Genomic DNA, 20,011 nt, shown 5'->3' with positions numbered 1-20,011 from the left:
CGCGATGGATTGCTTCGCTACGCTCGCAATGACGGCACTAGTGCCTTGTACCAAAAATCGTCCGCGCTTCCGCCGGGCTCGCAATCTCGCGGCCGGCGCGGCGCGCGCAGGCCGCCAGGGCCTCGACCAGTTGCCCGTTCGACGTCACCTTGGTGCCGTCGCCGAGATAGAACGTGTCCTCCAGCCCGCTGCGCAGGTGACCGCCGAGATCCGCGCAGCGCTGGTGCAGCGGCCAGATCTCGGCGCGGCCGATCGCGGTGACCTGCCAATGCGCCTCCGGCGCTTTCAATTTCAAAAGGATCGGCAACAGCTCCGGATCGGCGGGCATGCCCGAGGCGACGCCCATCACGAAATTGTATTCGAGCGGGCCGGAATACATGCCGGTCTGCCGGTACATGCCGACGCAGCGCACGATGCCGACATCGAAGCATTCGAACTCGGGGATGGTGCCGACCTCGTTCATGACGTCGAGATAGTCCTGCACCTTCTCGACCGCGTTGTCGAACATCATCGGCGGCCACGCCCAGGTGTTGTCGGCCTTGACCTTCAGATAATTCAGCGAGCCGGCGTTGCAGGCGGCTATCTCGGGTTTGGTCTCGCGCACGCAATTGAGCGCGCCCTGGTAGTTCGGACCAGATGTGCCGGTGGTGTGGTTGATGATGACGCCGGGGCAGGCCTCGCGGATCGCCTGCTGGATCTCCTTGCTGACACTGACCTCCCACGACGGCAGATGGCCCTTGTTCGGCTCCTGCTGACGCAGATGGATGTGCATGATGCTGGCGCCGGCATTGAACGCGGCCTTCGCCTCGCGCGCCATCTGTTCCGGCGTCACCGGAACGTTGTGCTGCTTCGGATCGGTGAGCACGCCGTTCAGCGCGCAGGTGATGACGGCCTTGTCGCTCATGGTCTGGCTGGTCCCGGCTGCAGCGCGGACGCTGCCGATTTTCCCATGATCGGAAATTTGCCTCGGCATCATCTTGCGTTGACTGGCTACCCGGACGCTGCCACGCGGCAAGACGCATCAGCCGGTTAACACAAGACACTGAACCGCATGGCGCATAGCCTCTGCGCCAAGCACAAGCCGGCATCGCGGGGAGAACGTCATGGTCTCGATCAATCGGCGCACATGGCTGACGGGCGCGACCGGCGCGGGCCTCGCCGCATTCGCCGGAATCCGTCCCTCGCTGGCCGAGGACACGCCGGGCGTCACCGCGACCGAGATCAGGATCGGCAGCACGACATCGCTGAGCGGCCCGGTGTCGGCGCTCGGCGTGCAGGCGCGCTGCCAGGAAGCCTATTTCAGGATGCTCAACGAGCAGGGCGGCATCGCCGGGCGTCAGATCAAGTACATCTATTACGACGACGCGTTCAATCCGGCGAAGACGGTCGAGCAGGTGCGGCGGCTGATCGAGAACGACAACGTCGCCTTCCTGTTCAACATGCTCGGCACCGCGCCGAACTCGGCGGTGGTGAAGTACATCAACGCCGCCAAGGTGCCGCATCTGTTCCTGTCGGTGAACGGCGACAAATGGGGCGACTACCAGAACTATCCCTGGACCATGGGCTTTGCGCCGAGCGCGCGCACCGAGGCGCAGGTGTTCGTCAAATATGCGCGAAGTTCGCAGTGCTCTATCAGAACGACGATCTCGGGAAGGACTTTGTTGCCGGCGCCAGGGATGTGCTGGGCGAGAAGTTTGCGAGCGCCGCGGTGGTGGCGTCGCACGAGGTCACCGATCCCACCATCGACGTGCTGATCTCTGGCACCACCGCAAAATTCGCCGCGCAGTCGATGCGCAAGATCTTTGAGCTCGGCTGGAAGCCGATGCATTTCATCGCCAGCGGCGCGGCCTCGATCTCCTCGACCATCGCGCCGGTAGGTTTCGACAAGGCGCAGGGCACGATCTCGTCGGCCTATGTCAAGGACGTCGCCGATCCGGCCTGGGCCAACGATCCCGGCGTGAAGGAGTTTCTCGCCTTCATGGAAAAGTACTTTCCCGACGGCAATCCGAAGGAGGGCTACAACCTCTACGCCTACACCGTGGCGCGGGTGCTCAAGATCGTGCTCGAGCAGTGCAAGGCCAATTTTGCCCGCGACAACATCATGGCGCAGGCGAACAACCTCAAGGACGTCGAGATCCCGACGCTGCTGCCCGGCATCCGCGTCAACACCAGCCCGACCAACCATCACCCGCTGCAGCAGCTGCAGCTGCAACGAATCGAGGGCTCGGGATGGCAGCGGTTCGGCGAAGTGATCCAGGGTGCGAATTTGTGATGTCGCCCCGTCATTGCGAGCGAAGCGAAGCAATCCACCGCACCGCATACGCGGAAGCATGGATTGCTTCGCTTCGCTCGCAATGACGGGTTACGTCAGCACCGGCTCGCTCGCCACCTGCCCCGCCCGATAGATCGCAAGATCGCGCGAGCCGGAAAAGATCGCGCGCGGCTTCAGGCCGTAGAAGCGGCGGATCGAGTGGCTGAAATGGGTCGAGTCGGGATAGCCGATGTCCTGCGCGAGATGCGCGAGGTTGATATCCTGGTTGGCGAAATGCAGCAGGTGCCGCGCGCGCTTCCAGGCGCGGAACGAGCGGAACGAGATTCCGGTCTCTTCCTTGAACAGGTGCAGGAAGCGCGACGGCGACAGCGAGGCCTCGGCCGCGCAGCCCGCGGCGGTCACCGGCTCGCCGGAGAACTGGCCGATCCGGGCGATCGCACGCACCACCCGCGGGTCGAGCACGCGCTGCGGCAGCGCGTCGCCAAAGCACATGGTGTCGAACTCGGCGTTCGAGATCGAATCGCGATACTGCATCTCGGCAAGCCGCGCATAGGCGGCGCGGATGCGGTTGGCGAACAAATGCGCATCGGGCCCTTGCAGGCGGCGCGCGACCGCCTCCAGCGTGCCGTCGGGCACGCTTTCCGGCTCGATCGCGACGCAGATCGCGGCGCGGTATTCGCTGGTGATAGTGTGGCGCAGGTTCGGCATGGTCACGGCGAGTTCGCCATGAACCTGCTGGCCGTCGCTGGTCGACAGATGCAGGCCGTCGCGGATCGCGACGTAGACGTGGAAGGCGCCCGGGCAGCGCTCGCGCGGGCGGCCGAGCAAGCCGGCATAGAACACCCGCTCCGGCGTGATCAGCATCCGGTGGCCGGAATCCGGGTTCTGCGTGTCCACGATGGCGTCCATGGCGTATCCTCCTCGCGGCTCTTTTGGCCGCTGCGGCGGGCTACCATAGCGCAAATTCGGAGGCTGTCACGGACCGACGGCAGTCGTTCCGGGACGAGGCGCTCGCACCGGAACCTAGGGCCGCGCCCGCGGCGCAACGTTTTGTTCCAGCCCGGCTTTTTGCTCCGCGGCCACCGCGCGCTGAAACCCGTCGCGCTGCTGCAGCCGGGCCCAATAGGCCGCGACATTCGGCCCAAAATCCTTGGCGAGGCCGATATTGGCGGCGAGCCGGAGCGCGTAGCCGTTCGTGATATCGGCGGCGGTGAAGCGGCCGGCGCAGAGGAATTCCGAATTTGCAGTGGCGGCCTCCACGGCGCGAAGGCGGCCAAAAAACCATTTTGCGTAGTCGCCGGCGACCTGCGGGTTGCGGCGCTCCTCCGGCTCGAGCTGGCTGTAGCGGAGCACCAGCGTCTGCGGGAAGGTCAGCGTGGCGTCGGAGAAATACATCCAGTTCACGAACGCGCCGTAGGCCGGCTCATCGGGGCCGACGATCAGCGGCGTCGGGCCGTATTTGGTGCCGAGGTAATGGCAGATGCCGGAGGACTCCGTCATCCTGGTCTCGCCGTCGATCATGAACGGAATGGTGCCGAGCGGATTGATTCCGAGATATTCCTTGGCGAACACCCGCGGCGGGAACGGCAGCATCTTCAGCTCATAGGCGAGCCCAAGCTCCTCCAGCATCCACAACGGACGGAACGAGCGCGCGGCGTCGCAGTGATAGAGCGTGATCATCAGGCGTTTCCCTTCACTTCGAACCCGCAAGCCGGCCCACCACGGCGAAGCGGCGCGACGATGCCGAAAAGCGCCACCGCGAACTTGCGCTGAGTGGCTGCCCGCCGCGCGGCTGGTGGGTTCGGATGTTTCATTCTAGGATGAAACCGCGTCGGGCAGGGCTGAAATTGATGCGGAAAGCGGGGCAGCGATCGCGGGGCTCGAACAGCGGGACTCCCCGCAAGGCCAAGGCGGCCGATACCCCGGCGGACCGGTCCGGGCTGGAGCTGAAAGCCTGGGTCGACGCGCTGAGCGCAGCGCCGGCGGGCGCGATCACCGAGAGCCAGATCCTCAGCTGGGTGGAAGGGCCGCTGCGGCGCTTCTTCCCGTTCGAGCGCTTCCTCGGCAGTTATGGCCGGCTGTCCGGCGGGCGCATCAAAATGCGCAACCTGGTGACCTCGGGCCACCAGCCGGAATTCATCGCGACACTCGACACCGCCTTCGATCTCTCGTCGCGCGGCTGTTTTGCCTGGTGGGTACAGAACCGCGCCGCCTTCATCCTCGATCCGGCCGCCCCGCCGCCGTTCGCCACCAAGCGCGAGCTCGACGAGATCAGGCAGTTCTCGCTCGGCGTGATCGCAGCGCACGGCGTGGTCGATCCGTTCGCCAACACCGGCACCTATCTCAGCTTCGCCGGGGTCGCGGCGGACGATCCGGTGCGCACGCGGGCCTCACTCAATCTGATCGCGCCGGTGCTGCACGCGCTGTTTCTCGCCACCGAGCAGGTCGGGGCGCCATCCGTCGACCTGTCGAAGCTGACGGAGCGGCAGCGCCAGCTGGTCGACCTCGCGCTCATGGGCCTGCCGGACAAGACCATCGCGACGCGGCTCGGCATCTCCGAGAACACCGTCGGCAACCATTTCCGCGGCATCTATGAGCGGCTCGGCATCAGCAAGCGCAGCCAGCTGATCGCGGCGCTGAAGTAGGCGTGGCCTCCGCTCCCTGTCGTCATTCCGGGGCGCACGGCCAAATACCGCGAAAACAACCCCATGCAAAGTAGCCGGTGGCGCCGGAACTCGATCAGACCACTTGACACGTCGGGCAAGTCAGCCGTATTCTTCTAATATTCCGAAACATTGCGCAAGCTGATCACAATCCCATCTGCCGCGACGCCAGATCCTTCATGATCTCCTCGGTGCCGCCGCCGATGGCGTTGACCTTGACCTCGCGGTAGATGCGCTCGACCTTGACGCCGCGCATGAAGCCGGCGCCGCCGAAAATCTGCACCGCCTCGGAGGCGCAGTGCGCCATGGTCTGGGTCGCCTGGTTCTTCATCATGCAGATCTCGGCGACCGGGCTCTCGCCCTGGCCGAGCCGCCACGCCAGCATTTCCAGCATCGCCTGCGAGGCCGCGACCTTCTGCGCCATGTCGACGATCTTGTGCCTGATCACCTGGTGCTGGGCAATCGGCTTGCCAAAGGTCTTGCGCTCCTTGGCGTAGGCGATCGCCTCGTCGAGGCAGACCCGGGCATAGGCGGTGCAGCTCGCCGCCATGCCCATCCGCTCGCTGTTGAAATTCTGCATGATGATCTTGAAGCCCTGGCCCTCCTCGCCGATCAGGTTTTCGACCGGCACCCGGCATTCGTCGAAATGCAGCGTCGCGGTGTCGGAGGCCCACCAGCCCATCTTCTTCAGCTTGGTGCGGGTGAGGCCAGGCGTATCGCCCTCGATCAGCAGCAGGCTGACGCCACCAGGCCCCTCGCCGCCGGTGCGTACCGCCACCGTCAGATAGTCGGCGCGCATGCCCGAGGTGATGAAGGTCTTCTCGCCGCTGACGACGTAGTGGTCGCCTTCGCGCCGCGCCCTGGTGCGCAGATTGGCGACGTCGGAGCCGCCGCTCGGCTCGGTGATCGCGAGCGCGGAGATCTTCTTGCCGGCCAGCACCTCCGGCAGCACCCGCGCCTTCACCTCCGGCCGCGCGGCGCGCGCGATCGGCGGCGAGCCGATAGTGTGGCTCATCAGGCTCGAGGAGACGCCGCCGGCGCCGGCGCGCGCCAGCTCCTGCGAGGCCACGATCTTCATGAATTGGTCGGCGGCAATCCCGCCATACTCTTCCGGGAAGCCGAGGCCGAGCAGCCCGATCTCGGAGGCTTTTACGTAAAGCTCGCGCGGAAACTCGCCCGCCTCATCCCATTGATGGGCGTAGGGCTCGATTTCCTTCGCCACGAAGCGGCGCATCACCTCGCGAAACGCCTCGTGCTCGCTGCTGTAGAACGGGTTTGCCATCGGCCTGGCTCCATTGATTCCTTGGCCGGACGATGTCCGGATTTCGCACCCTTCACTTGCGTCGAGTGGCTGCCCGATAGCGCCGACGGGCCGATCCGGCCCTGCGCCAGCCACTAGACGCAAGACAGTTTCGCGCCGCGGCCCCTCCACTGGCAACACGTGACATCAACCGAGCCAGGAGCAGGCGGCGCAAGATTGCCGCTCCGCGAGGAGGGACATTTGCCGGTTCGTTACTACGACTGGATCGCGCATCATCGCCGGCGCGCAGCGGACAAGATTGCGCTGGTCGATCTCGCCAGCGGACGCAGCTTCAGCTACGCACAACTGGACGACCGCGCCTCAAAGCTCGCCACCCATCTGCGCGACCGGCTCAAGGTCGCCAGCGGCGACCGCGTCGCGGTGCTGGCGCTGAACACGACGGATACGCTGGAAGTGCAGTTCGCCTGCTTCCGGATCGGCGCGGTGTTCCTGCCGCTCAACACCCGCCTCACCGTGCCCGAGCTGCACTACATTGTCGGCGACGCCGCGCCTGTCGTGATGATCCATGACGACGATCTCGCCGAGACCGCGCTGGCGGTGGCAAAACTCTGCAATGTCGCCGCCGTGATGCGGCTCGGCCCCGGCGGCTCGTATGAAGCCGGCATCGCTGCGGCGACGCCGCTCGCGCGGTTCGAGGAGGTCACGCTCGATGACATCTCGACCATCATGTACACATCCGGCACCACCGGCCAGCCCAAGGGCGCCATCATCACGCATGGGATGACGTTCTGGAACTGCGTCAATCTCGGCGGCCCGGCCTGCATCTCGCCGTCGTCGGTGCTGCTCACGGTGCTGCCGCTGTTCCACACCGGCGGGCTGAATTGCTACACCAACCCGGTGCTGCATGCCGGCGGCACGGTGCTGATCATGCGGGTGTTCGATCCCGCCGAGGCGCTGCGGCTGATCAGCGATCCCGCGCAGGGCATCAACGTGTTCTTCGGCGTGCCCTCGATCTACCAGTTCATGTCCCAGCACCCTGACTTCGCGATCGCCGATTTCAGCCGCCTGATCGTCGGCGGCGTCGGCGGCGCGCCGATGCCGGTGCCGCTCCTGAAAACCTGGGAGGCGCGCGGCGTCGCGCTGCAGCAGGGCTACGGCATGACGGAGACCTCGCCGGCGGTGATGGTGCTGGACCGCGAGGACGCCGCGCGCAAGGCCGGCTCGTCCGGCAAGCCGGTGCTGCACACCGAGGTCCGGATCGTGCGGCCGGATGGCACCGACGCTGCGGTCGGCGAACTCGGCGAGCTCTGGGTCAAGGGCCCGAACATCACGCCGGGCTACTGGAACCGGCCGGACGCCAACGCCGCCTCCTTCACCGACGGCTGGCTGCACACCGGCGACGCCACGCGGATGGACGAGGACGGCTTCTATTACATCGTCGACCGCTGGAAGGACATGTACATCTCCGGCGGCGAGAACGTCTATCCGGCCGAGGTCGAGAGCGTGCTGCATCAGCTTGCGGCGGTCGCCGAGGCCGCCGTGATCGGCATCCCGAGCGAGCAATGGGGCGAGGTCGGCATGGCGATCATCGCGGTCAAGCCGGGCCATTCGCTGGCGGCGGCCGAGATCCACGCCCACTGCCAGGCCAATCTGGCGCGGTTCAAATGCCCGCGCGTGGTCGAATTTGTCGAAGCCCTGCCGCGCAATGCGACGGGCAAAATTCATAAGCCGACCTTGCGGCAGCAGTTCAGCCAGCCGAAGCCGACCGATACCGCGGCATGATCCCGGAAACGTGTCTGGCGTTTTCCTGATCGTGCCGAGACAAGAAGTTGCCCCGTAGCCAATTGCCGGGACCGGCTACGGGTTCGTTGCAAACGTCCCCAACCAGAATCAATCGAGGAAATTGCTTTCATGACAACAAGAACACTGCCGCTGCTGGCCGCCGCCGCAGCCCTCTGCCTGCTCTCCACCCAGGCCGCCTTTGCGCAAAAGAAATACGACACCGGCGTCACCGACACCGAGATCAAGATCGGCAATGTCGAGGCCTATAGCGGCCCAGCCTCCGCCTACGGCATCATCGGCAAGACCGAGGAAGCCTATTTCAAGATGATCAACGATTCCGGCGGCATCAACGGCCGCAAGATCAACTTCATCTCCTATGACGACGGCTACTCGCCGCCGAAGACCGTCGAGCAGATCCGCAAGCTGATCGAAAGCGACGAGGTTTTCCTGGTGTTCAACGCGCTGGGCACGCCGACCCAGACCGCGGTGCAGAAGTATCACAATTCCAAGAAGGTGCCGCAGCTGTTCCTCGCCACCGGCGCCAGCAAGTGGAACGACCCGAAGGATTTTCCGTGGACCATGGGCTTTCAGCCCAGCTATCGCGTCGAGGCGCGGATCTTCGGCAAGTACATCCTCAAGGCCAAGCCCGATGCCAAGGTCGTGATCTTCTATGCCAATGACGATTTCGGCAAGGACTACCTGGTAGGCCTCAAGGAAGTGCTGGAGAAGTCGAGCGCGAAGATCATAGCAGAAGAGAGCTACGAGACCACCGAGCCGTCGATCGATTCCCACATCGTCAAGCTGAAGGACACCGGCGCCGACGTGTTCGTCAACATCTCGACGCCGAAATTCGCAGCGCAGGCGATCAAGAAGATGGCCGAGCTTGGCTGGAAGCCGATGCATGTGATGACCGACGTCTCGATCTCGATCGGCGCGGTCATGAAGCCCGCCGGCCTCGAGGCCAGCGAAGGCGTGCTGTCGGCCGGCTACCTGAAGGACGCCTCCGATCCGCAATGGAAGGACGATGCCGGCATGAAGACGTTCATGACCTTCATCGACAAGTACATGCCGGGCGCCAACATCTCCGATGCCAACCTGGTCTATGGCTACGCCGCGGCGCAGACCATGGTGCAGGTGCTGAAGCAGTCCGGCGACAATCTCACCCGCGAGAACGTGATGAAGCAGGCCGCCAGCCTGAAGGATTTCACGCCCGACACGCTGATCCCCGGCATCCGCGTCAACACCGGCGCCACCGACTTCGCCCCGATCGAGCAACTCAAGATGATGCGGTTCAAGAGCGGGCAGTGGGAGCTGTTCGGCGACATCATCAGCGCGGAGACGGGGGGCTAGGGACGGTCGAAGCCGGAGTTCACGATGTCGCGAAGCCGCCCTATTCGGGCGGCTTCGTTGTTTTGGCGAGGCGCATCGTAGCGTCTGGCGCGCAAAACTCTCTCACCGTCACGCTGAGGAGCGCGCCCTTGCGCGCGTCTCGAAGGGTCGACGGCCCGGCTCTCTCCACGTCGGCGCATCGGGCCGTGCATCCTTCGAGGCTCGCAAGCGCTCGCACCTCAGGATGACGGGGAGAGAGCGTAAGTTGTCTCCAGCGTCGTCCTGGCGAAAGCCAGGACGACGCTGGATGTGTGGCACCGCTGTTCAACCCGTCACCCTGAGGCGGCCGCTTCTTCAGCGGCCCTCGAAGGGTCGACGGCCCGACTCTCTCCGCATCGACACATCGGGCCGTGCATCCTTCGAGGCTCGCAAGAGCTCGCACCTCAGGATGACGGGACGCACAGCTCAGGATGACGAATTGGCAATGGGGTTGTGATCCGGCCCGAAAATTCCCACCTGACAACGGTAGAACTGCGCAAAAGCCGAGCCGTCAATCCGATGCATTCCCACATGCACTATCTGCCGATGACGCCGGGATTGTTCTCGATCCTGGTGCTGGCGGCCGTGGTGCTGCTGATCCTGATCCAGCTTCGCATCCTGCGCTACGCCTATCTGCGGCTCGGCGTCAGTCCGGGGGCTGCGATGCTGCTGCTGTTCGGCTCGCTGATCGGCAGCTATTTCAACATTCCGCTCACGGTGCTGCCGGGACCGCCGGTGCAGGCGGGCCAGATCGTCGACTTCTTCGGCATGCGCTATGTCGTGCCATACCTGGCATCGCCGAGCACGATCCTCGCCGTCAATGTCGGCGGCGCGGTGATCCCGGCGCTGATGTCGGCCTATCTCGTGCTGCGCTATCAGCTCTGGCTCAGGGCCGTGATCGCCACGGTCGTGATCGCCGCCATCGTCCATGCCAGCGCCACGCCGGTGGCGGGGATGGGGATCGCGGTCCCGGTGTTCGTGCCTGTCATCGTCACCGCCATCCTCGCGCTGCTGCTGTCGCGCGAATACGCGGCGCCGCTGGCCTATATCGGCGGCTCGATGGGCACGCTGCTCGGCGCCGATCTGCTCAACCTCGACAAGATCGGCAGCCTTGGCGCGCCGATCGCCTCGATCGGCGGCGCCGGCACGTTCGACGGCGTCTTCCTCACCGGCATCCTGGCCGTGCTGATTGCCGGCGTCGTCGCGCCGGCGCAGCCGAGGCGGGCGTAACTGCCATCTCGATCCACAAGCTCGGGATTCCGGGTTCGCGCTGGCGCGCGCCCCGGAATGACGCTGCGCTAGCCCTGCAGCAGGATGGCAAACGGCTCGTCGACCGTGCGGCGCAGATGCTCGCGGTAGACCTTGTAGTTCGCATCCTCGGACGAGATCCGTCCAAAACTTGGGTTAGCTAGGTTCTTGAGCGGCAGGAATGCGATCGGCGCGGCGATCGGCGTCAGCACCGCGCCGCGGCCGGCAAGCAGCGTCGTGATGATGCCGTACATCTCGCCGGAATTGCGCGGCCGCGACACCGTGATCACGCGGTGCTGGCCGTGCCGGTTGGTCACGAGATAGACGAAGCCGGACTCGTTGGGCACGGCGACCTCGCCGAACTGGGTGTAGTCGGAATCCTGCCGCTCGCTTTCGCGAAATCCGAGCGACGAGGCGGCCTCGTCCCAGGCGATCACGGTGCGATAGGCATAGATCGCCTCCTTGTCGCCGAACGACGGCCGCACCGTGACGTAGGTGCCTTCGATCCGCGCCACCGCGCGGCGGGCATAGGAGCCGAGGCTGTCGGGCGCGACCTCGCCATTGACCGGAGGGGTGATCGTCACGACATCGGGCAGCTTGCGCAGGGGCACGCCGAGCGCCTGCTCCAGCCGCACCGTGGTCGCGAGCGTGAACGGGCGGCGGCCGCCGAGCACCTTTTCCAATGTCGATAAGCTGAGTTTCGCCTGCTCGGCCAGGGTCTGGCGCGAAATCCTGCGGCGCGCGATCTCCTCGCGGATGGTCTCCGCCACCTGCCGACTCTGCTCGGCGGAAAGCTGCTTGTCCGGCGTCGGCATCGGATTCCCTTGCGCGATTCCCCTTCGGTCGGTGCAGTCTAGCAGACCGGACAATTCATCACAAAACCGCACAAGCCCGCCTTTGCCCCGGGCGGGCCGCGCCGGGCGGCGGCCAATCATTGCCGATCATTCTGCTCGCGCCAAAACCGCCGCTCTCCATGATGGCGAAGCAGCGAAAACCTCGCTCGGGAGAGACGACGATGACGATCTATGATGTGAGTGAAGACAGCCGGCGGATGCGCCTGTCGCGCAGGATGCGCATCGCGCTGTTCTTCGTGGTGGAAGGTGTGGCCGCGCTGGCGATCGGCTTCGCGGCGCTGTTTCTGAGTTTCGATTCGGCGTGGTCGGCGGAGCAGCCGCAGCACGCAGTGTTGCGGCCGAGCGAGGCGCGTTCCGGTTCTCTGCTGCTGAAGACCGACGACGGTTATGCCGACGCGACCAGGCTCGGCATCGATGTCGATCTCACGGTGTCGGGGCCGACCATCCGCGCCCGCGTCACCCAGATCTTCCGCAACCCGACCAAGGACTGGATGGAAGCGACCTACGTCTACCCGCTGCCGTCAGGCGGCGCGGTCGACACGCTGAAGATGGTGGTCGGCGACCGCGTCGTGGTCGGCGACATCAAGGAGAAGCAGCAGGCCCGCGCGATCTACGAGCAGGCCAAGCAGAACGGCCAGAAGGCCGCGCTCACCGAGCAGGAGCGGCCGAACATTTTCACCAATTCGGTGGCCAATATCGGCCCCGGCGAAACCGTGCTGGTGCAGATCGAATATCAGGAGCCGGTGCAGCAGAGCGGCAACGAGTTCTCGCTGCGGGTGCCGATGGTGGTCGGCCCGCGCTACAATCCGAAGCCGCTGGTGCAGAGCGTCGATCTCCGTGCCGACGGCAGCGGCTGGGGCGCAACCACGACCGATCCGGTGCCGGATCGCGACCGCATCACGCCCGAGGTGCTCGATCCCGCCGAGCATGCGCCGGTCAATCCGACCAACATCACGGTGCGCCTGCAGGCCGGTTTTCCGATTGGCGAAGTGAAGAGCCCCTTCCATCAGGTCAAGATCGAAAACCCCGACAGCACGACGCGCATCATCAAGCTGGCCGAAGGCCCGGTGCCGGCAGATCGCGATTTCGAGCTGACCTGGAAGCCGGCGGCCGACAAGGCGCCGTCGGTCGGGCTGTTCCGCGAGCATGTCGGCAATTCCGACTATCTGCTGGCCTTCGTCACTCCGCCCTCGGTCGAGCAGGCGCAGCAGAAGCCGTTGCCGCGCGAGGTCGTGTTCGTGATCGACAATTCCGGCTCGATGGGCGGCACCTCGATCATCCAGGCCAAGGCGAGCCTGTTGTACGCGCTCGGCCGGCTGCAGCCGACCGATCGCTTCAACGTGATCCGCTTCGACGACACCATGGACGTGCTATTCCCGGCGCCGGTGGCGGCAACCGGCGGCAATATCGGCACCGCGACGTCGTTCGTCAGCGCGCTGCAGGCCCGCGGCGGCACCGAGATGATCCCGGCGATGCGCGCCGCGCTGTCGGACACCAACCGTGACGACACGAGCTACGTCCGCCAGGTCGTGTTCCTGACCGACGGCGCCATCGGCAACGAGCAGCAGCTGTTCGAGACCATCAGCGCGCTGCGCGGCCGCTCCCGCGTCTTCATGGTCGGCATCGGCTCGGCGCCGAACACCTACCTGATGACGCGTGCAGCCGAGCTCGGCCGCGGCAGCTTCACCCATATCGGCTCGGTCGAGCAGGTCGACGAGCGCATGCGCGGCCTGTTCGCCAAGCTGGAGAATCCCGCGGTGACCGGGCTCTCGGCAAAGTTCTCCGACGCCAATGCCGACCTGACGCCGGCGGCGCTGCCCGACGTCTATCGCGACGAGCCGCTGGTGCTGGCCGCAAAACTCGACAAGCTCGCGGGCTCGGTCGAGATCAAGGGCCGCATCGGCGACCGTCCGTGGAGCGTGACCTTGCCGCTGGCGAATGCCGCGGAAGGCAAGGGCCTGTCAAAGCTGTGGGCGCGCCGCAAGATCGCGGACGCCGAGGTGGCGCGCACCACGCGGCAGGCGAGCCCCGAGGACGCTGACAAGACCATCCTGGCGCTGGCGCTGGAGCATCAGTTGGTGACGCGGCTGACCAGCCTCGTTGCGGTCGACAAGACGCCGAGCCGTCCCGCCGGCGAGCCGCTGAAGCTCACCGAGCTGCCGCTCAACCTGCCAGCGGGGTGGGATTTTGCAAAGGTGTTCGGCGAGCGTCCGCGCCTGCCGGCCGCGACAGGCGAGCGCCGTGCCGACGCAGGTGACGCGAAGGTGCAGGTCGCCGCGCTGAAACGGTCGCCGGTGGCGACGCGGGCTCCTGCCGCCACGGTGCAGCTGCCGAAGACGGCGACCGATGCCGAATTGAAGATGCTCGCGGGCGTGATCCTGCTCACGGTCAGCCTGCTGCTTCTGGTGTTCAACCGACGTCAGACGTCGTCCCCCCGTTGACGTCGGATGAAAGGAGGAGGTGCCCCCGACCTCCTCTTTCAAGAGCGCGCGCGGCCTCCCCACCCGTCCTCCAAGGGCCGCGCGCGCGTTTTTTTCTCTTGAGCTGTCATTGCGAGCGAAGCGAAGCAATCCATGGTTCCGCATGTGCCGCACGATGGATTGCTTCGCTTCGCTCGCAATGACGGGAGAACAAGAATGCCCCGCCTCCTTCCCGCCCTCGTCTTCGCCCTGATCGGCCTGATCCTGTTCGGCCAAGGCGCCTACATCCACGCCAAGGCGCTGCTCGCGCAGGTGCTGCTGGAGCGCGCCTTCACGCGGACCATCGCCACCGGGCATCCCGCAAAACCGTGGAGCTGGGCCGATACCTGGCCGGTGGCGCGGATCGAGGTGAAGCGGCTGCGCGCCTCCACCATCGTGCTCGCCGGCAGCAGCGGCCAGGCGCTGGCGTTCGGTCCCGGCCATGTCGAGCTGACGGTGGATGCGGGCGAGCGCGGTGTCGCGGTCTACTCCGCGCATCGCGACACCCATTTCCGCTTCCTCAAGGATGTTGCTGTTGGCGACGAGATCGATGTCACCAGGAGCGACGGCAGGACGTTCCGCTACCGGGCCGATCGCTCTTCGATCGTCCGCTTCGATCAATCCGGCATCGATCCGCTGACCGACCAGTATGAGCTGGTGCTGTCGACCTGCTGGCCGTTCGATGCGGTGACATCGGGGCCGGAGCGCTATCTACTGCACGCGACCCTGATCAAATCGGATTCGGCCCCGTCCCAACCGGGTTCCTGATCGATGAATTTTGCGTGTGCCGGGATATCGCGCGCGATGCCCTGACTTGCGCCAGCGTGAGTTGCCCTCCTCTCTTCCTCGCCATAAAAACAATGAAAAATCGCGAGCCCGCGGTGATCCACCGCCGGCCTCAAGGAAACGACGACAACAAGGGTAAGGGCAAGGCTCCATGGAAGCGCTCGCAAGCACCGCGTCTCATCCGTCCCACAAATGGACGCCGTCCGACGACGCCAGCGACATCGTCAAGAGCATTCATGCGATGCTGCACCCGCGCAACATCGTATTGGTCGGCGCCACCGACAAGCCCGGCAACTACGCCGAACGGATCTGGAACAACCTGATCAAGTATCAATATGCCGGCGGGCTGTTTCCGATCAATTCCAAGCGCGAGACGATCTGGGGCGTCACCTGCTACAAGGATTTTTCCAGCCTTCCCGAAAAACCCGACCACGTGCTGGTGCTGGTGCCGGCGCGCTTCGCCGTGCAGGTGGTGCGCGATGCGGCCGCGGCCGGCGCGCGCTCGGCGACCATCGTCACCTCGGGCTTCAGCGAGTTGCAGGACGAGGAGAGCCAGCGGCTCGCCGTCGAATTGAGGCAGGCGATCAAGGAGACCGGGCTCGCCGTCACCGGCCCGAACTGCCTCGGCAATTTGAGCGCCGGCGAGAATTTGTTCACCAATATCGACGACCGCATCGTCACCATGGAGCAGGGCGCGGTCGCGATCGCCGGGCAGTCCGGCGCCATCGTGATGGCGATCCGCCAGGCCCTGGAGGATCGCGGCGTCGGCGTCGGCTACATGGTCACGACCGGCAACGAATCCGGGCTCGAGACGCCGGACCTGATGAGCTATTTCGCCGCCGATCCGAGCATTCGCGTCATCGTGGTCTATCTCGAAGGCGTGCGGAACACGAAAGGGTTTCGCGACGCCTGCAAGGCCGCGCGCGCCGCCGGCAAGCCGGTGATTGCGCTCAAGCTTGGCGCCTCCGAGGGCGGCCGTGCCGCGGCGATGGCGCATACCGGCGCGCTGGCCGGCTCGATCGAGACCTTTGATGCGATCTCGACCCGCGAGGGCGTGGTCCGCGTCCGCGGGCTGGATGAGCTGATCGAGACCACGGAGTGCTTCGTCCACGCCGATCCGCCGAAGGGCAACCGGCTCGCCGCGGTGTCGCTGTCCGGCGGCAAGCGCGGCCTCCTGATCGACGCGTTCTATTCCGCCGGACTGAACTTTGCGCCGCTGAGCGCGAATGCATCCGAGCAACTGGCGCAGATGCTCGGGCCTGGCAGCATCGTCGGCAATCCGCTCGATGCCGGCTTTGCCGCGGTGGTCGATCCCTCCGTCTACATGAAGTCGATCAAGATCATGATCGACGATCCCGATACCGACGTCGTCATCATCGATTCCGAGCTGCCGAAGGCGCCGCACGAGATGCGCGAGCGCAATTTGCGCATCGTCAACGAGATGGCGGGCCAGGCCAACAAGCCGGTGATCTATATCAGCGCGATGTCGATCGGCTTCACCGAATTCACCAAGGGACTGCGCAAGACCTTGCCGAATGTTGCGGTGATGCAGGGCCTCGACCGCGCCGTCGGCGCGATCAAGTCGCTGATCGAATATGCCGGCCTGCGCAAGGAGGTGCCCGACATCGTCTCGAGCTCGAAGGCCTCGGCGCGCGCCGTGCTGGAAAAGACGCTGAAGGCTGCCAACGGCGCTGCCGCGCTCGACGAGGTCGCCTCGAAGGCGCTGCTCAAGGCCTACGGCATTCCGATCTCGAAGGAAGCGGTGGCGCAGACCGCGGCAGAGGCGGTGAAGATCGCGAAGGAGATCGGCTTCCCGGTGGTGGCCAAGGTGGTCAGCCCGGACATCCTGCACAAATCCGACATCGGCGGCGTGGTGCTGAACCTTGGCAATGCGGCCGAGGTGAAGAAGGCGTTCAACGACATCACCGCGCGGGTGAAGAAGCTGAAGGGCAAGCCGAAGCTCGAGGGCATTTTGATCGCGCAGCAGGTCAAGGCCGATCTCGAGCTCGTGGTCGGCGCCTCGCTCGATGCTGAGATGGGGCCCGTGGTGCTGTTCGGCACCGGCGGCGTCGACATCGAACTCATGAAGGACGTTGCGCTGGCCGGCGCGCCGCTCGATGCCGCCGAGGCGAAACAGCTGATCGCGAAGACCAAGGCCGGCGTCAAGTTGAAGGGCTATCGCGGCAAGCCCGCGCTGCACGAGCCGTCGGCGGTGAAGGCGCTGGTCGGCCTCTCCAATTTGATGGCGGACGCCAATGGCCGCATTGCCTCTGTTGACGTCAACCCGTTCCTGATCAACAGCAAGCTCGGCGTCGCCGTCGACGGCCTGATCGTGCTGAACAACGCCGCCGCGAGCAAGGCCGCGGGGCATTAGGGCCCGCTACCGGAGTTCGGTTCCGTCATCCTGAGGTGCTCGCCTCTTCGGCGAGCCTCGAAGGATGCACGGCCCGACTGTGGCCGATTCATCCTTCGAGGCTCGCAAGAGCTCGCACCTCAGGATGACGGAATGAAGAGCGCGCAAGCAGCGCTAAAAACTTGCGCCCCATTGCCGCGCGGTCTGCAGCAGCCAGTCGCGATACAGCGTCAGCGGGGTGACGCCGGTGATGCCGCCGCAGCCGGCGGCGCCGTTTGGCCCGGTCGACCAGCTCACCACGCCGACGATCACGGGGCCGCCTGGCTTGTCCTCGAACACAGGCGCGCCGGAATCGCCGGTGCAGGCCCCGAGCCCATCGCGCGTGCCCTGCCCGACCGGATCGACCAGGCGGATCTGCAAGGTGCCGGGCTTGCCGGTCGCGACCAGCCCGGCGACGCGGATGGTGCCGCCGCTCTTGCCGTCGCCGCGCACGGTGACGCCGACGCCGGCGATGGTGAAGCGGCCGCCGACCTGGATCGCGATGGTGGGCGCACCGAGCACGGCCGGCGCCTTGCCCGCGACCGGCGTGGCGAGTTGCAGCAGCGCGACATCGGCGGTCGCGACGTGATTGACCATGGCCTGCATCTTGAAGGCGGGATGGATCGCGACCGCCTTGACGTCCTGCAGCTTCGGCTGCCGGTCCGCGCCGTACTCGACGATCTTGTAGTCGGCGCCGGGCTGCACGCAATGCGCCGCGGTCAGCACCACCCTCGGCGCGATCAGCGCGCCGGTGCAGAAATTGCCGCGCGAGCCGACGATGGTGACGACGGCGCGGGCGACGCCGTCGGCCTGCGGCGCGCCGCCGCCGACGATCGCCGACGCCGGCGCAGCTAGCAGCGACAGCGTGGCCGCGAGGATCAATCGAGCTGTTTTCATCGGCGCAGCAATAGCCCGCGCGGCTGATATCGCCAAGCGCCGGATCGGGCTGGCCCCGTCACCCAATTCATGTTAGCCGCTCCATGACACGAACAGGGCAGGACGGGCGATGATCGAGGCAGTGATCTGGGATTTTGGCGGCGTCTTGACCACCTCGCCGTTCGAGGCGTTCATGCGCTACGAGACCGAGCGCGGCCTGCCCGCCGACATCATCCGCCGCACCAACGCCGCCAACCATCTCGAAAACGCCTGGGCGAAATTCGAGCGCGCCGAGATCGATATCGACGCCTTCGACGAGCTGTTCGCCGCGGAATCGAAGGCGCTCGGCGCCGAAATCCGCGGCAAGGACGTGCTGCCGCTGCTGTCAGGCGATCTGCGTCCCGAGATGGTGGAAGCGCTGAAGCGGATCAAGGCGACGTGCAAGACCGGCTGCATCACCAACAATCTGCCGGCCAACGCAATCGGCAGCCGCAGCGGCCGCACGCTCTATGTCGCCGAGGTGATGGCGCTGTTCGACCACGTGATCGAGTCGGCCAAGATCGGCCTGCGCAAGCCCGACCCGCGCATCTACCGGATGATGGTGGAGACGCTGGGCGTGAATCCGAAGCACTGCGTCTATCTCGACGATCTCGGCGTCAACCTGAAGCCGGCGCGCGAGATGGGCATGACCACGATCAAGGTGGTCAATGCCGCGCAGGCGATCGGCGAGCTCGAGGCCGCAACCGGGCTGAAGCTGAGATAAACGCCGCTTCGTCGTTTCGTAGCCCGGATGGAGCGCAGCGCAATCCGGGACAGACCATCCGCGGAGAGACTTCCCCGGATTGCGCTGCGCTCCATCCGGGCTACGGGCTACGCACTTCCGCTCGGCGGAATACCCCCGAACCATGCGCTAAGCCGATGGCTTTGCGGGCCAAACGAGCCTTGTGCTTTGCCCGCAACGGGCGCAGAACAGGTCCGAATAAGGCAAATTCGGAGCTGATCCTCGTGGCTGACACCAGGCCCACCGCCTCGATCGAGGCCGTGGAAAGCGGCCTTGCCGCGCAAGGCTATATTGCGAGCCGGCAGATCGCGACCGCGGTCTACCTGTCGCAGCAGATCGACAAGCCGATCCTGGTCGAGGGCCCCGCTGGCGTCGGCAAGACCGAGCTCGCGAAGGCGATCGCCGCCTGGCGCGGCATGAAGATGATCCGCCTGCAGTGCTACGAAGGCCTCGACGAGGCCAAGGCGCTGTATGAGTGGAAGTATGCAAAACAGCTGCTCTACACCCAGATCCTCAAGGACAAGCTCGGCGAAGTGCTCGGCGGCGCGCAGACGCTGGGTGCCGCGCTCGACCAGTTGCACACGTTCGGCGACGTGTTCTTTTCCAAGGAGTTCGTCGAGCCGCGCCCGCTGCTGCAGGCGCTGGAACAGCCCGATGGCTGCGTGCTCTTGATCGACGAGATCGACAAGTCGGACGCCGAGTTCGAATCGCTGCTGCTGGAAATCCTCTCCGACTTCCAGGTCACCATCCCCGAGCTCGGTACCGTCGCCGCGGTGGCGCCGCCGACGGTGATCCTGACCTCGAACAGCGAGCGCGACCTCGGCGACGCCTTGAAGCGGCGCTGCCTGCATCTGCATATCGGCTTCCCCGAGCAGCGGCTGGAGGAGCGCATCGTCGAGAGCCGGGTGCCCGGCATCTCGCAGACCTTGCGCAAGCAGATGGTCGGCTTCATCCACGAGATCCGCTCGCTCGATCTGAAGAAGCTGCCGTCGGTGAGCGAGGCGATCGACTGGGCGCGCGTGCTGGTGCTGCTGCAGGCGAGCGAGCTCGACCATGAGATCGTCAGGGACACGCTCAACGTGCTGTTGAAATACGAGGCAGACATCGAGGCCGCGACGCCGCAGATCTCCGCCTTCATCGCCAAGGCGTCGCGCCAGGGCGTATTTAGCTAGATCAATGCTGTCGGTTCGGACCATATCCGCGAACGAGCTTCGCTCCCTCTCCCGCTTGCGGGGGAGGGTTGGGGTGGAGGTTTCACCGCGAGTCACA

Annotated in this window: 17 protein-coding genes; 11 read left to right on the top strand and 6 right to left on the bottom strand. The window is 65.5% G+C overall.

The features are described from left to right. Window positions 1-37 precede the first annotated feature (37 nt). A complete protein-coding gene (locus XH93_RS03050) occupies window positions 38-904 on the bottom strand; it encodes a 3-keto-5-aminohexanoate cleavage protein (RefSeq protein ID WP_194472344.1) in 867 nt (288 codons plus the stop codon). A gap of 199 nt (window positions 905-1,103) precedes the next feature. On the opposite strand from XH93_RS03050, the gene XH93_RS42880 reads away from it, so the two are divergent. Together XH93_RS42880 and XH93_RS42875 are read left to right on the top strand one after the other, a co-directional pair. Continuing rightward, window positions 1,104-1,754: an ABC transporter substrate-binding protein gene (locus tag XH93_RS42880; RefSeq protein ID WP_371814916.1), complete on the top strand. Its 651-nt coding sequence runs from the start codon at window positions 1,104-1,106 to the stop codon at window positions 1,752-1,754. Further along, window positions 1,712-2,272: an ABC transporter substrate-binding protein gene (locus XH93_RS42875; RefSeq protein ID WP_371814914.1), complete on the top strand. Its 561-nt coding sequence runs from the start codon at window positions 1,712-1,714 to the stop codon at window positions 2,270-2,272. Before XH93_RS42880 ends, XH93_RS42875 begins: the two co-directional genes overlap by 43 nt. A 90-nt stretch (window positions 2,273-2,362) precedes the next feature. Here the strand turns inward: XH93_RS42875 and XH93_RS03040 are convergent, their stop codons facing one another. Both XH93_RS03040 and XH93_RS03035 read right to left on the bottom strand, forming a co-directional pair. Then, complete coding sequence (locus XH93_RS03040; RefSeq protein ID WP_194472343.1) at window positions 2,363-3,181, bottom strand: helix-turn-helix domain-containing protein; 819 nt, start codon at window positions 3,179-3,181, stop codon at window positions 2,363-2,365. Window positions 3,182-3,295: 114 nt separating this feature from the next. Then, complete coding sequence (locus XH93_RS03035) at window positions 3,296-3,952, bottom strand: glutathione S-transferase family protein (protein WP_194472342.1); 657 nt, start codon at window positions 3,950-3,952, stop codon at window positions 3,296-3,298. A gap of 170 nt (window positions 3,953-4,122) precedes the next feature. On the opposite strand from XH93_RS03035, the gene XH93_RS03030 reads away from it, so the two are divergent. Further along, on the top strand, window positions 4,123-4,917 hold the full coding sequence (locus XH93_RS03030) for a helix-turn-helix transcriptional regulator (RefSeq protein ID WP_194472341.1): 795 nt from the start codon (window positions 4,123-4,125) through the stop codon (window positions 4,915-4,917). Window positions 4,918-5,080: 163 nt separating this feature from the next. Here the strand turns inward: XH93_RS03030 and XH93_RS03025 are convergent, their stop codons facing one another. Next, window positions 5,081-6,217 (bottom strand): acyl-CoA dehydrogenase family protein, encoded by a 1,137-nt coding sequence (locus XH93_RS03025; protein ID WP_194472340.1) that lies wholly within the window; start codon window positions 6,215-6,217, stop codon window positions 5,081-5,083. 219 nt (window positions 6,218-6,436) lie between these two features. Here XH93_RS03025 and XH93_RS03020 point away from each other — a divergent pair, with 219 nt between their 5' ends. The 3 genes from XH93_RS03020 (at window position 6,437) to XH93_RS03010 (ending at window position 10,576) form a co-directional block, all read left to right on the top strand. Continuing rightward, the gene (locus XH93_RS03020; RefSeq protein ID WP_194472339.1) at window positions 6,437-7,978 is read left to right on the top strand and encodes a long-chain fatty acid--CoA ligase; all 1,542 of its coding nucleotides are present in this window, start codon (window positions 6,437-6,439) and stop codon (window positions 7,976-7,978) included. 129 nt (window positions 7,979-8,107) lie between these two features. Beyond that, window positions 8,108-9,328: an ABC transporter substrate-binding protein gene (locus XH93_RS03015; protein ID WP_194472338.1), complete on the top strand. Its 1,221-nt coding sequence runs from the start codon at window positions 8,108-8,110 to the stop codon at window positions 9,326-9,328. Between the two features lie 537 nt (window positions 9,329-9,865). Further along, on the top strand, window positions 9,866-10,576 hold the full coding sequence (locus XH93_RS03010) for a DUF1614 domain-containing protein (protein ID WP_194472337.1): 711 nt from the start codon (window positions 9,866-9,868) through the stop codon (window positions 10,574-10,576). Window positions 10,577-10,644: 68 nt separating this feature from the next. On the opposite strand, the gene XH93_RS03005 is transcribed toward XH93_RS03010, so the two are convergent. Then, complete coding sequence (locus tag XH93_RS03005; RefSeq protein ID WP_194472336.1) at window positions 10,645-11,409, bottom strand: helix-turn-helix transcriptional regulator; 765 nt, start codon at window positions 11,407-11,409, stop codon at window positions 10,645-10,647. Between the two features lie 254 nt (window positions 11,410-11,663). Between XH93_RS03005 and XH93_RS03000 the strand changes: the two genes are divergently transcribed. The 3 genes from XH93_RS03000 (at window position 11,664) to XH93_RS02990 (ending at window position 17,067) form a co-directional block, all read left to right on the top strand. Next, a complete protein-coding gene (locus XH93_RS03000; protein WP_371815151.1) occupies window positions 11,664-13,889 on the top strand; it encodes a marine proteobacterial sortase target protein in 2,226 nt (741 codons plus the stop codon). A 195-nt stretch (window positions 13,890-14,084) separates the two neighbouring features. Further along, window positions 14,085-14,675, top strand: coding sequence for a class GN sortase (locus XH93_RS02995; RefSeq protein WP_194472334.1), 591 nt, complete (start codon window positions 14,085-14,087; stop codon window positions 14,673-14,675). Window positions 14,676-14,844: 169 nt separating this feature from the next. Beyond that, the gene (locus XH93_RS02990; protein ID WP_194472333.1) at window positions 14,845-17,067 is read left to right on the top strand and encodes an acetate--CoA ligase family protein; all 2,223 of its coding nucleotides are present in this window, start codon (window positions 14,845-14,847) and stop codon (window positions 17,065-17,067) included. Window positions 17,068-17,220: 153 nt separating this feature from the next. On the opposite strand, the gene XH93_RS02985 is transcribed toward XH93_RS02990, so the two are convergent. Beyond that, on the bottom strand, window positions 17,221-17,982 hold the full coding sequence (locus XH93_RS02985; protein ID WP_194472332.1) for a trypsin-like serine protease: 762 nt from the start codon (window positions 17,980-17,982) through the stop codon (window positions 17,221-17,223). A 109-nt stretch (window positions 17,983-18,091) separates the two neighbouring features. Between XH93_RS02985 and XH93_RS02980 the strand changes: the two genes are divergently transcribed. Both XH93_RS02980 and XH93_RS02975 read left to right on the top strand, forming a co-directional pair. Then, window positions 18,092-18,724: an HAD-IA family hydrolase gene (locus tag XH93_RS02980; protein ID WP_194472331.1), complete on the top strand. Its 633-nt coding sequence runs from the start codon at window positions 18,092-18,094 to the stop codon at window positions 18,722-18,724. A 161-nt stretch (window positions 18,725-18,885) separates the two neighbouring features. Further along, entirely contained in the window at window positions 18,886-19,914 is a 1,029-nt protein-coding gene (locus XH93_RS02975) for an AAA family ATPase (RefSeq protein ID WP_371815150.1), read from the top strand. Window positions 19,915-20,011 lie beyond the last annotated feature (97 nt).

The sequence above is a fragment of the Bradyrhizobium sp. CCBAU 51753 genome, assembly GCF_015291565.1.
Lineage (GTDB): Bacteria > Pseudomonadota > Alphaproteobacteria > Rhizobiales > Xanthobacteraceae > Bradyrhizobium > Bradyrhizobium ivorense.
This window is presented reverse-complemented; position numbering and strand designations above follow the sequence as displayed.